Origin of the sequence: Moritella sp. 24 (assembly GCF_018219155.1) — a bacterium.
Classification (GTDB): domain Bacteria; phylum Pseudomonadota; class Gammaproteobacteria; order Enterobacterales; family Moritellaceae; genus Moritella.
This window is the reverse complement of sequence record NZ_CP056123.1, coordinates 838378-852223: the sequence shown is the minus strand read 5'-3', so window position 1 is coordinate 852223 and position 13846 is coordinate 838378. Positions and strand designations below refer to the sequence as shown.

The 13846-nt window shown below is 40.5% G+C and carries 9 protein-coding genes; 3 read left to right on the top strand and 6 right to left on the bottom strand.

The window, feature by feature from the left end; genetic code table 11:
- Positions 1–95: 95 nt before the first annotated feature.
- The 3 genes from pulA to guaB all read right to left on the bottom strand — a co-directional run bounded on the left by pulA (position 96) and on the right by guaB (position 7253).
- Positions 96–3689 (bottom strand): pullulanase-type alpha-1,6-glucosidase, encoded by a 3594-nt coding sequence (pulA, locus tag HWV00_RS03975; protein WP_255554903.1) that lies wholly within the window; start codon positions 3687–3689, stop codon positions 96–98.
- Positions 3690–4102: 413 nt separating this feature from the next.
- Positions 4103–5683, bottom strand: a complete 1581-nt coding sequence (gene guaA / locus HWV00_RS03970) for a glutamine-hydrolyzing GMP synthase (protein WP_211684836.1) — start codon at positions 5681–5683, stop codon at positions 4103–4105.
- Positions 5684–5789: 106 nt separating this feature from the next.
- Positions 5790–7253: an IMP dehydrogenase gene (gene guaB / locus HWV00_RS03965; protein ID WP_304610850.1), complete on the bottom strand. Its 1464-nt coding sequence runs from the start codon at positions 7251–7253 to the stop codon at positions 5790–5792.
- Positions 7254–7536: 283 nt separating this feature from the next.
- On the opposite strand from guaB, the gene xseA reads away from it, so the two are divergent.
- Together xseA and HWV00_RS03955 are read left to right on the top strand one after the other, a co-directional pair.
- The gene (xseA, locus tag HWV00_RS03960; RefSeq protein ID WP_255555019.1) at positions 7537–8796 is read left to right on the top strand and encodes an exodeoxyribonuclease VII large subunit; all 1260 of its coding nucleotides are present in this window, start codon (positions 7537–7539) and stop codon (positions 8794–8796) included.
- Positions 8797–8940: 144 nt separating this feature from the next.
- The gene (locus tag HWV00_RS03955; protein WP_211684834.1) at positions 8941–10923 is read left to right on the top strand and encodes a methyl-accepting chemotaxis protein; all 1983 of its coding nucleotides are present in this window, start codon (positions 8941–8943) and stop codon (positions 10921–10923) included.
- Positions 10924–11045: 122 nt separating this feature from the next.
- On the opposite strand, the gene HWV00_RS03950 is transcribed toward HWV00_RS03955, so the two are convergent.
- Positions 11046–11291 carry a Rho-binding antiterminator gene (locus tag HWV00_RS03950; protein ID WP_211684833.1) on the bottom strand — a complete coding sequence of 82 codons (246 nt, stop codon included), beginning with the start codon at positions 11289–11291 and terminating at the stop codon, positions 11046–11048.
- Positions 11269–12072, bottom strand: coding sequence for a helix-turn-helix domain-containing protein (locus HWV00_RS03945; RefSeq protein WP_211684832.1), 804 nt, complete (start codon positions 12070–12072; stop codon positions 11269–11271). The genes HWV00_RS03950 and HWV00_RS03945 overlap by 23 nt, the downstream gene beginning before the upstream one ends.
- Positions 12073–12204: 132 nt before the next feature.
- Here HWV00_RS03945 and HWV00_RS03940 point away from each other — a divergent pair, with 132 nt between their 5' ends.
- The gene (locus HWV00_RS03940) at positions 12205–13350 is read left to right on the top strand and encodes a multidrug effflux MFS transporter (RefSeq protein ID WP_211684830.1); all 1146 of its coding nucleotides are present in this window, start codon (positions 12205–12207) and stop codon (positions 13348–13350) included.
- Positions 13351–13402: 52 nt separating this feature from the next.
- Here the strand turns inward: HWV00_RS03940 and HWV00_RS03935 are convergent, their stop codons facing one another.
- Entirely contained in the window at positions 13403–13744 is a 342-nt protein-coding gene (locus HWV00_RS03935; RefSeq protein ID WP_211684828.1) for a Fis family transcriptional regulator, read from the bottom strand.
- Between the last annotated feature and the right edge of the window lie 102 nt (positions 13745–13846).

Here is a 13846-nt window from a genome sequence, read left to right as displayed (position 1 = left end):
ACCATAAAGTAAAGTGCTTAAGGCTAAACTCAATTTTATAAAAAAGCAGCGCTTAGCGCTGCCCTTGATTATCGAGTGTGAATGATACGTTCAGCCTAATGTATTTTTTCAAATACCGCGACAGACCATGCTGGCGTATTAAGTTTATTATTCGTAATACTCGATACATCAACACCACGTTGGGCAATAGATTGATCGCCTCTCGTTGTTTGAATCGAATGTAAACGATAACCTTCCGCATCAAAATTTTGGAACTCTTCGATTGCTGTTGGCGTAGCGTTAATCACAATAACTAAACCATCACGATCCTTATCTATACTCGCACTGTAGTTAGCACCACTATTATCAATGCTCATGACAATCACACCGACAGTTTGTTCACTACCGGTATTATGGAATTGCACACGCTGATTAATATCAGCTCCAAGTCCAAGTGTTAGTAATCCTGAAGAAGCCCGTAATAAAGAAAACTCTTGATAAAATGACTTCATATCATTGATATTTTCAGCTGTCGGCATTGCATTTTCAGCTGAGTTATCAATAACGTCTTGAATCACTTTCCAGTTGTTACCATCTTTGTCTTCACGTGGTAAACCTATATCCCAGTTATTACCTTGAGCTGTAAAATCAACGCGATTATACACATCTCCTGAATCATACGAATCACGCTGCATCGATTTAGATCTTAATAACTCGCTACCCATATGCGTAAAGGGTACCCCCTGACCTAACATTGCCGTGGCCAGTGATACAGCTTGCATGCGAACACGCGTATCTGCATCTACCTCATAGCCAATCTTGTATTGGTTATTATCCCACAATGTTTGGTTATCATGTTTTGATACGTAGTTTTGTACTTCCCATGCATCTTTCGCATACCCCGCAGGCTGACCATTGTAATCTAATCCAGAGCCTATTATGGTGTTATCTTTACTATCTACGAAAGCGAAATCCGCTAAATTACCCGCCATACCTAAACGCGTTAAATCAGCTAAATGTAGTGCAGTTTCTTTCGTGACTTTATTTTGCTCATTGGCTAATACATACGCGCCGTTACCAAAACCTTGGCTTTCTCGTAGTCCAATTTCAGAATCAAATGGACCACCACCACGGACTGAATCACGTAGGCGATCAGAGAATGTACCTACACCAGTACCATACATATTTGCTTGCGTAGCTTGGGTAAATTGACGGTCATTACCTACTTCACCAAAGTTCCAGCCTTCACCATAAAAGTAGGTATCGGGATCAACGGCTTTAACTGCTGCTAGTGAATCTAAGATCTGCGCTTTAGGATGATGTCCCATTAAATCCCACCGGAATGCATCAACTTTGTAATCTTCAGCCCAAACAACCAACGAATCTGAAATCAACTTGCCCATCATCGCATTCTCAGGGGCTGTATTTGAACAACACGTCGAGTTTTCTACAGCTCCAGATATTTCGTTTAAACGTTGGTAATACCACGGCACAATGCGATCTAAAACAGATTTACTGCTCACTCCGGATTCATTGGTATGGTTATACACTATGTCCATTACGACATTCATACCTATGTCATTTTTAATCGCCATGACCATTTCGCGAAATTCTTTAATCCGCACCATACCATCTGGATTACTTGAATATGAACCTTCAGGCACCGTGTAGTGATATGGGTCATAACCCCAATTGAAACCATCAACATCTCGAACATAACCATTCAAACGCTGCACAATCGCATTACTCGGTGAGTCATCTTCTAATAGCGCATCAAACACCGACGCAATAGTGTCATTACTACTGCAATAACTCGCAAAGTCGGTATCTTCTTTTATTTCTGGTTTTAAGGTGCATAATTTCGAGAACGATTCGTCAATATTAGCCACTTGCGTGATATCTTCATTGATAGTCGCGATGTCAAAAATCGGCAATAAATGCAGATGCGACACTCCCGAATCAGCGAGTGATTTTAGATGCTTAACAGGGGCTGATTCACTCTGGCTAAAAGCTGAGTATTTACCTCGACTGCTCACAGGCGTCGATTGGTCTAATGCAGAAAAGTCACGTACGTGCGCTTCGTACAACACAAATTCAGCAGGGTTATCTTGCGCATGAGGAGCTTTAAGTTCACTCCAACCGGCAGGGGTCACGGCTGCATTGTTTAAATCAATAACTTGGCTTAACTCTGAATTAGTAGAAAGACTTAATGAGTAAGGGTCTGTAACTTGATACGTTTCAATCTTATCCGTCGCAGGGTGATAAACTGTCACTTCATATTTGTAAAAATCACCGTGTTTTAACACCGTGTTTTCAGCAACCCAGCTACCGGTAGTTTGGTCAAAGATCATCGGTATTTTAATACCAGCATCCTTATTGCTATCGTAAGGTATCAAAGCAACTGATTGCGATGTCGGTGCCCATAAACGGAAACTCGTCGTACCATTCGCATTCAGTATCGCCCCAAATTTTTGAGTTGATGCCTTCGTCGCATAAAGTGAATCTAACGCACTTGCGGTTTGTACCTCGGTAACTTTAATCACTCCCGCCGCATCTGACGCAACCAGAATAAGCTGCCCTTTCAGCGCTTCTTTTAAGGTAATAGCCGCCGTTGAGAAATCGAGTTCAAAGGCAATGAAATCCTGCGCGAGATGCGGCTTATTTTCCGAACCTTGCCATTCTTCTGACGCACTTTTAATATCACTGCTGATCACACCATCTGCCGCTATGATTTTTTTCGTCCCGCTATCAAATGTCATCCCCGCTGCATTAGCGTAATACAATTCAACTTTAGTGGCTTCTTTACTGTTAATTAATAACACACTATCGCTAGCAAAAATGGCACTTGCGCCAGTTAGTTCAACCACCTTTTCCGGTTTATTCGCCAGCGCATCATAGTAAACTTTATCAGTGCCTTTAAAAATAAAACCGATATTACCTATTGCAGTTGTGCTATCAAATTCAAACTTTAGATTAGCACTTTGAAAGTAACCATTACTCTTAGTATTTGGAATAATATTAAGACAATTATCTGTGCCGTTAACTGGAATATCCCAATAAACGCCATAAGTATCACTGGCTCCCGTAGCTTCAATACCAGGCCAAGCAGAGTCATTATCGTCTAAGTTACTGCACTCACCTTCATTCCATACATGCAGCCTAAAATCATGACTATCGCCATCAGGTGTGTTCATATATACCCGAGCATGATTTGCAGGAACCTCATCAGTCGAGATCAATTCTGGATAAACGGCACCAATACCCTCTTGAGTAAAGATTTCATTTTTGTTGTTGGTTTGGGTTAACTGTAGCTTGGGATTAAAATCACCTAACGGTTTACTATTATCATCCCCTATCCGAGGAATAAAATTAACACATTGCGACGCTTCTTTTTGATCCGCATCTAATGACCAATAAATACCAAATTCAGCATCTTCACCATCCGGTTTAAGTCCTTTGTTCCAGTCCCCTGCATCAGGATTAGTACCGGTATAAGCACTACAATTTCCATCATTCCATACATACAAACTAGCATTATCATAATTATCTGTATGAGACTTAAAGTACACTTTGTAGTTCGTGTCTTTAACGGGCGAGGTGTCTGTGTCGTCCGAAGATGAATTACAGCCAAATAGCAAAGAAGAAGTCATTATTGCAATGATCGACTTTGTTAAATAAGAACGTTTGAATAGGTTATTAATATTAGTCATTGTTACATCCATTTATTATAAATAATAGCTAATGCAGGGAGGTCATAGACTAAAAAAATATCAATATGGATAACTCATCCTTACCTAAGGAAATGAAGGGCGTAGCTTAATGGATGAGAAAACAGGGGGGAATTATTTTGTTGATAAGAATCACGATTAGTAAGCGTGGATTAACCGTTTTAGATGATAAATATCACACTCAGAGAGATGTTTACATTCAGTTAAAAAATCAATTTGGAAAATCAGGATCACGGTAAATGTTAGATATGTGACCTCACTAGCTTTAACCCTTATTATGCTGAACATTTTTCTACATAGGCAAATAAAAAAGCCGCTCACTTTACGTGAACGGCCTTAACAGCAAGTACTGTTTTCAATATCTGTCTATCACTAACGCGTTAACGAAGAATAGATTATTCCCACTCAATTGTTGCAGGTGGCTTACCAGATACATCGTAAACTACACGAGAAATACCATCAATTTCGTTAATGATACGGTTTGATACATGTCCGATTAAATCATACGGAAGATGTGACCAACGCGCAGTCATAAAGTCGATTGTTTCTACACAACGTAGTGATACAACCCAATCATACTTGCGGCAATCGCCCATTACGCCAACAGAGCGTACAGGTAGGAATACAACAAATGCTTGGCTTACTTTATGGTAAAGTTCAGCTTTGTGTAATTCTTCGATGAAGATAGCGTCAGCACGACGTAATAGGTCGCAATACTCTTTCTTCACTTCGCCAAGTACACGCACACCTAGACCAGGTCCAGGGAATGGGTGACGGTAAAGCATGTCGTATGGAAGACCTAATTCAAGACCAATCTTACGTACTTCATCTTTAAATAATTCACGTAATGGTTCAACTAGACCCATTTCCATATCGTCAGGTAAACCACCTACGTTATGGTGTGATTTAATCACGTGTGCTTTACCATTTTTAGTTGCTGCAGATTCGATAACGTCAGGGTAGATAGTACCTTGCGCTAACCATTTAGCATTTGATAATTTCTTTGATTCTTCATCAAAGATTTCAACAAATACACGACCAATGATTTTACGTTTTGTTTCAGGATCATTTTCGCCAGCCATTTGCTCTAGGAAACGATCTTCAGCGTTAACGTGAACAATGTTTAGACCGAAGCGATCACCAAACATATCCATTACTTGCTGACCTTCGTTTAAACGAAGTAAACCGTTATCAACAAATACACAAGTTAGCTTATCGCCAATTGCGCGTTGTAATAACATAGCAACAACAGATGAATCTACACCACCAGATAAACCTAAGATAACTTCATCATCACCGATTTGCGCTTTCATACGTGCAATTGCATCATCGATAATTGAGCTTGAAGTCCAAAGTCCGTCACAGCCACAGATGTCTTTTGCAAAGTGAGAAAGCATACGCTCACCTTGACGAGTATGTGTTACTTCTGGGTGGAACTGAACACCGTAAAAACGTTTCTCTTCGTTTGCCATCGCAGCAAACTGACAAGTAGCTGTATTAGCAACAGTTACAAAGCCTTCAGGAATAGCAGAAACTTTATCACCGTGGCTCATCCATACGTCTAATAGTGCGTTACCTGATTCAGATACTGCATCTTCGATAGAGTTGAATAGCGCAGAAGGTGCTTGCATTTCGATTTGAGCATAGCCAAATTCGCCTTCGCCAGTACCTTTGATGACTTCGCCACCAAGTTGCTTAGACATTGTTTGCATACCGTAACAGATACCCAATACAGGAACGCCTGCGTTGAATACATATTCTGGTGCACGAGGTGAACCCGCTTCAGTTACGCTTTCTGGGCCACCAGCAAGGATAATACCGTTTGGATTGAATTCACGGATTGCCGCTTCATCTACATCCCATGTCCATAATTCACAGTAAACACCGATTTCACGGATACGACGAGCGATTAACTGCGTATATTGAGAACCAAAGTCCAAGATTAGGATTTTTTGCTCATGAATATTTGTGGTCATTAAAGATATTCCTGTAAATATATTTAGTAGTTACGTTTGTAATAATAGTAAGAGGAGACATTTGCCTCCTCTATATTATCGGTTTCAACTATACGTTCAGCTAAGCTTAGTTTGAACGGTAGTTTGGCGCTTCTTTAGTCATGATTACATCATGAACATGGCTTTCTGTGATACCAGAACCAGTGATACGAACGAATTCAGCTTTCGTGTTCATCTCATGGATAGTTGCACAACCAGTTAGACCCATTGAAGAACGAATACCACCCATTTGCTGATGGATGATTTCTTTCAATTTGCCTTTATAAGGAACACGGCCTTCAATACCTTCTGGTACTAATTTGTCAGCAGCGTTTTCTGATTGGAAATAACGGTCAGATGAACCTTTAGACATAGCGCCTAATGAACCCATACCACGGTATGACTTGTATGCACGACCTTGGTAAAGTTCAACTTCACCTGGTGCTTCTTCAGTACCAGCGAACATAGAACCAACCATTACACATGCTGCACCAGCAACAAGTGCTTTAGCGATATCGCCAGAGAAACGGATACCACCATCAGCGATAACTGGAACACCAGTACCTTCTAATGCAGTTACAGCGTCATTGATTGCTGTAATTTGTGGAACACCAACACCTGTAACGATACGTGTAGTACAGATTGAACCAGGGCCGATACCAACTTTAACACAGCTAACGCCAGCTTCTACTAATGCAAGAGCACCTGCGCCAGTTGCTACGTTACCGCCGATGATTTCTAAATCAGGGTATGCAGCGCGTGTTTCTTTAATACGGTTTAGAACACCTTGAGAATGGCCGTGAGATGAATCAATTAATAGTACATCTACACCCGCTTCTACTAGTGCGTCGATACGTTCAGCAGTAGAACCACCAGCACCAACAGCAGCACCTACACGTAAACGACCTAATTCGTCTTTACATGCATTTGGTTTTTTCTCTGCTTGTTTAAAATCTTTAACCGTGATCATACCCGTTAGTTTAAAGTCTTCGCTTACTGCAAGTACTTTTTCAATACGGTGTTTGTGCATAAGACCAAGTACTTCTTCACGAGAAGATTTTTGACCTACAGTCACTAAACGATCTTTCGGTGTCATCACCGATTCAACTAGGGCAGTTAAATCATCAACAAAACGTACATCACGACCAGTAATGATACCCACTAGGTCATTGGCTTCGGTTACTACAGGAAAGCCAGCAAAACCGTATTGCTTAGCTAGTTCAGCTACATCAGCAATAGTCATATCAGGTTTTACAGTAACGGGCTCAGCAACAATACCACTTACATATTTTTTAACTAAACGTACTTCTGCAGCTTGACGCTCGATTGACATGTTTTTGTGAACAAAACCAATACCACCTTCTTCAGCTAACGCAATAGCTAAACGACCTTCAGTTACTGTGTCCATCGCAGCAGCAAGCATAGGGATGTTTAACGAAATGTTTTTCGTTAGTTGAGTTTTTAGGTTAGCATCGTTCGGTAAAACAGTTGAATGAGCAGGTACAAGTAGTACGTCATCAAAGGTAAGGGCTTCTTTGGCAATTCTTAGCATGGGCAATATCTCACCTTGTAAAAGGTATAAAATGGATGACATAATCGGTATAAATATTGCGGACGAAGTATATTGATGGTTTGCTATAAAAGCAAATTATATTTCAACCTTTTTTAGTTTTTGTTGATCTTAATGCCCATTAAAAACCAAATCTGCTACAATACTCCAACGTAATTTCATCTAATTTAACTGCTTAACGCGAGAGAGCCCGATTTTGAACAATGCAAATATTTATACAGTGACTCACTTAAACGCCAGCGTTAGGCAATTGCTTGAATCTGAAATGGGTACGTTATGGCTAACCGGTGAAATTTCCAACTTCGTGGCTCCCGCATCAGGCCACTGGTACTTATCTCTTAAAGATAGTCGATCGCAAGTACGCTGTGCAATGTTTAAGGGCAATAACCGTCGTGTGACCTTTCGACCAGCCAATGGTCAGCAAGTATTAGCGAAAGTACGTGTCACTATGTATGAACCCCGTGGTGAATATCAATTAGTCATTGAATCATTAAGCCCAGCGGGCGACGGGTTATTACAACAGCAATATGAACAATTAAAAGCATCGTTAGACGCCCAAGGTTATTTTGCCCAAGCACACAAAAAAGCCCTTCCCTTACATGCCAAACGCATTGGTATTGTGACATCGGCAACAGGTGCTGCCGTGCATGATATTTTAACCGTGCTAGAACGTCGTAGCCCTAATTTACCGGTGATTATATACCCGACATTAGTACAAGGTGCACAGGCTGCTTCAGCGATTGTTAACGCTATTAATATGGCTAATCAGCGTAATGAAGTAGATCTATTAATTGTCGGCCGTGGTGGTGGTTCGTTAGAAGATTTGTGGTGCTTTAATGAAGCATCCGTTGCTCATGCTATTTTTAACAGTCAATTACCAATTATCAGTGCTGTTGGACATGAAATAGATGTCACTATTGCTGATTTTGTCGCTGATATGCGAGCACCCACGCCTTCTGCGGCTGCAGAGCTCGTAAGCCAAGATCAAGCACATTTACATCAGCAAGTAACGAATCTAAGTACTCGTTTAACGAAAGCAATACAGACTCAATTATCAAAAAAACAACATCAACAGCGCTACTTACAGCAAGCCTTGATGAGTCAGCATCCACAACATAAATTACAACAACAAAGCCAAAAGTTAGATGAACTAAACTTACGTTTAAACCAAGCCGTAAATCGTCATATAGATCAACAAAAGCTGCATCTAACCCAACTAACGGGTCGTTTACAATCTCGTTCTCCAGAGCATAAATTAACAGCAATGCAGCAGCAACAGCGTAATCTACAAACTCGACTACACAGTGCAATGCAACGCCGTTTACAACAAGAACAAAGTCAGCTGCATAATCTGGTTCAACAACTGCAAACCGTCAGCCCCCTTGCAACCTTAACTCGCGGTTATTCAATTACTCAAAATGACAAACACCAAGTCATCACATCAGTGAGTAAACTGAAACCTGGCGATAAGTTAATTACCCGATTTACTGATGGTGAAATACAGTCAACCATAGACCCCACTTAATTCTCACTTTAAATTAAGTTTCGATATGTGATGGGAATCAAAGATTTAAATTGTAATTAATTAATAATAAGGCCTCGTGATATCGGCTGTATGGTCGATAACCTGATTAGCTTACAATCATGGTAATTACAAGGCAGTCTAAACATGAAATCGATTAAAAATATTTACTCGTCCTACTTTATTGCATTTATGATCGCAATAATGGTGTTAACAACGATTGGAATTAAAACGTTCGTATCACCACAGTTACTCAAGTCTTCAGAAGATATAATCCATAAGTCATTACAAAAAGTATCTGAAAACGTCTTCGCAAAACTCAATAAAGTAGAAGCTCAACAAAAAAATATCACCCAAGTCATTCCTGAATTATCAAGTGAACAAATTGATGCCTTGTTACCAGCGTTGGTCGATCAATATGGCGACAGTAACGTATTTGGTGGTGGTATTTGGCCATTACCAGATCAGCGCCAAGATGGTATGCGTAAATTCAGCTCTTTTGTCCATCGCGATAACAACAACCAATTAGTCAGCAATGATTATTGGAATACCGCAGCTGCACCCAATTATTTCGAACAGTCTTGGCATAGAGCCGGACAGAGTGCACCAAAAGGCACATGTGCTTGGGCTCCTGCATATAAAGACTCAGCCAGCACTGAAGCACGAACCAACTGTAGTATGGGTATTTATAAAGACGGTCGCCTATACGGTGCTGCTACCATTGATGTAACGTTAGGATTCTTTAATCAGCTTGCTCAAGATTTAGAAAAAGAGTTTGGTGGTTACATTCTCGTTGTCGAGCAAGACGGTAAAATCCTGAATAATACAGCTGCAACACCGGGTGAATTATTACTAAAAACGACCGCTTCAATGGCATCACGCTCTGCATTTATTAACGCAGTCAATAGCAATTTAAATAATCAAAACAATAGCCATTATATTAGTTATGATGCCGAAAATGGTGACGCATACGCTCTGTACTTTCAACCATTGACAGGCACGCCATGGTCAATAGCGTTAGCTGTTCCGGTCTCTTCATTACATGAAAACCAGTCCGTTATTCTATCAATTATTGCTGCGATTCAATTACCACTGATGCTGGCTATTATTTGTTTTTGTTACATTACATTTAAGCGTTTATCACAACGCCTTATTATATTGCGTGAAAATATTGACCTACTTTCACAAGGAAATGCGGATTTAACAACTCGCGTTACCATCAAAGAAAATGATGAAGTGGGTGATATTGGTAAATCAGTGAATAATTTTATCAGCTACTTACATACATTAATGCAGTCAGTGAATAATTCATCCGTCAAAATTTCAGACTCATTAATACAAGTTGAAGACCAAACACAGCTCACTCGCTGCATTATTTTAGGGCATGTAAAAGAAACAGAGCAAGCTGTTACCGCGATGGAAGAAATGAGTACGACAGCAACAATTGTTGCAACGAATGCGGCTGAAGCAGCAACAGCAACACAGCAAGTACATGACTCGGTATCACAGTCTAAATCGACTGTGGTTCGTGCGTCGAATAATGTTCAGACATTACTTGATGATGTTGAAGACACCGTTGTTAACATCGAAAGTATGGCGCTACATACTCAGCAAATCAGTACTGTATTAACCGTGATAGGTGAAATTGCTGAACAAACGAATTTACTCGCATTAAATGCGGCAATTGAAGCCGCAAGGGCCGGTGAACAAGGTCGTGGGTTTGCCGTGGTGGCAGATGAAGTGAGAGCGCTGGCAGCACGTACCCAAAATAGTACGTCTGAAATTAATGCCATGCTAGCGAAGCTTAACTCTGGTGTAAATTCGGTAGTCAGTGCAATGGATAAAACCAAAGAACGCTGTATTACCACAGCAACAGATACTCAAGAAGTTAACCAAGACCTTGATAATATGGAAGTGGCGATTTCAACCATTAGTGAACTCACGATTCAAATCGCGTCTGCCGCAGAAGAGCAAAGTACAGTCAGTGCGGAAGTAACGCGAAACATGAGCGAAATACAACTTATCGTGAATGAACTATCTAATAATGCGGAGCATACGACGACGACGACGCACGAGCTCGGTACCATGAATACGGAATTAAAAGACGTGGTTAACAAGTTTAATTTATAACATATTCGTTCATTACAGATAGCTAAGCATAAATAGCTAGGCACAAATAGTTAGGAACAAATAGTTAAACACCAGCCTTGTTTGCTTACCACAGACAAGGCTTTTTTAATCCCACGATAGGACTAATCAAACGTGATGCTCTGGAAATGAGGATTATCATCTATCACCTCTAGCGTCAAAATAGAGTCCAGCACAATTAGCTCGATCGTGCCCTTGATATCCATTTTAATACACTCTTCCCTGCTCTCATTACGTTGTGTATCAACGCCAACCCCAATAATTTCAATACCCGTTCTTAGGATTAATTTAATTGGATAACGATGCATACATACTATTTCGATATAATCATATTGTTCGCATTTCATCATGACTCCTCGTCTTATCGTTAAAGTATTTCGCTGGCGTAGATCCCGTATGCTGACGGAAAAAGCTAATAAAAGCGCTGTCACTCGCAAAGTCTAAATCAAATGCAACCGTCGAAATACGCTGCCCATCAGCTAATCGTTCTATCGCATTTAATAGACGCCATTGTTGCCGCCACGCTTGATAAGGCATCCCTGTTTCACGAGAGAATAGTCGACTAATGGTTTTACCGCTAGCGCCAATTTCAGCTTGTAATAAGTTCAGCTTTTGTGGTGGTAAGTCACCTCTGGTTAATGACTTTAACCATTTTTGTAATCGAGGATCACGCGGCAGTGGTAAGTGTAATTGCTGAAGAGGTGCCAACGCTAATTCTTCACAAAATAACGCCAGCGTATTGGCTTGATCTACTTCGGGTTTATTCCAATCCCAAAATGCCATGCGTTCAATTAATGCTTGCAGCAGTGTATTCACTTCAACAATACACATGCTTATCGGTAATAGCGAAGCAAGATCAGCACTGAAATATAGCGAGCGATACGCCACTACATTACGCATTTGCGCACAATGCATCACCCCAGCGGGGATCCAAGCAGCACGCGTTGGGGGTAATACCGATTGCATACCATCTAACGTAATACTGATACAGCCCATTGGCGCATACAAAAGCTGCCCCTTATTGTGTTGATGCATCCCCGAATCATGCAGGCCTATATCCATTGCTATACCAATAACTTGATTAGATAAAGTATCCGCATTAAATTGCTGACCGTCTGCAATACTCGCCATGCTCTGTCCTACTTTTGATATTTATTGTTCTAATGTTTGTAATACGAAAATATAGCATAACTATAATGGCCGCATATTAATAATCGTTATACCCGTTACATTAAATAATGTGATTGGTATTGGAGTAAAAATATGAACAAAAAACCACATATCGGCTTGATATTAGCATTAATGATGTTTCCACAAATTGTCGAAACCATTTATAGTCCAGTCTTGCCTCACCTTGCTCGTTCATTTGATATTAGCGTCAATACAGCTGCACAAACCTTGTCTATTTATTTTAGCGCATTTGCCGTTGGTGTTATTTTCTGGGGCCGTATTGCTGATCTTATTGGCCGTCGTACAACGATGCTTATTGGTTTATGTACGTATGGACTTGGCTCAATACTGGCGCTGACTGCAACCGATTTCAATATGATAATGGTCGCGCGATTTATGTCTGCGTTCGGTGCTGCTGTAGGCTCTGTTGTCACTCAAACCATGCTCCGTGATAGCTATAAGGGAGATGAACTAGTCAAAGTATTTACTTTAATGGGGATGGGGATTTCGCTTAGTCCTGTGATAGGTCTTATCTCTGGCGGTATTATCGCGGATCTTTCAGGGTACGTCGGTGTGTTTTCAGTGTTACTCATATTAGCCATCATTTTATATTTGGTGGCATTAAACGCATTACCAGAAACTCGCCCAGATAACATTGCAAAAGTAAGTTTACTGACCTTGCTCGTTCGTATGCTCAAAGACAGTCGTATTCGTTACAACGCCATGTTGGTGGCGCTATTTAATCTAGTATTATTTAGCTATTACTCACTCGCACCCTTTATTTTCAGTCACTTCGGATTTAGCTCTATTGAATTTGGCTACACGGGCATTGCATTAGCCTGTGGTAGCTTGCTTGGTAGCTTGCTGAATAAACGTTTATTACAAACTAAATGCACCTCGCAATCATTATTACGCTTGGCATGCGGATTAGTACTGCTGGGTAGTTCTGGCGTTTATATGACTCAAGACAGCGTTTGGTTACTAGTACCCATGCTTATCGTTGTGATGAGCTATGGTATTGCGATCCCCAATATTCTTGCTCACGCATTAACACACTATAAAGATGTGGCAGGTTCTGCAGGCGCTGTATTTGGATTGATGTATTATTTATTATTAGGCGCAGGACTCGCCATCACGGGGTTGTTGAATAATTTGGGTTTGGTACTGATACTTGCGGCAATCATCATTTTCGGCTGTACTTATCAACTGAATACAAGTAAACCCGCTAAACAACATTAAAATACAATAACACTAAGCAGACGTTATTATTTTCTGCTTAGTGTTAGGGATATCAACCTAGGCGCTTTGCCCAATTACCGGCATTATCTCGAGTACAATTTTCTTCACTGTCGAGTTTCACTTGTTTATTGATGTTTTTGAGTTTCACATCTATCGTGATAAGAGCCTGCGTTAATAGTCCATGCAAACGCAATTCTTGCTTCGATGCCGTCAACTGAGCAATATCAGCATTCGTATCGAAAACACAGGTTAACTTTAAAGAAGCAGGAAAATTATTATAATTAACCTGATGTGTTAACCACTGAAACCCTTGGAACTCGTCTTTTGCCGTTTCACAAACATCGGTAAGCACTTTACATAAGTTATTATCGATCTTCTTTTCTGTTTTAGTCATGCTCTGCCAGCTTCATTCCATACATATTTATAACGCTATCTTACCGTAAATAAGACACTATAAACAACAAAGCCAACCCGAAGGTTGGCTATCAATAAAACA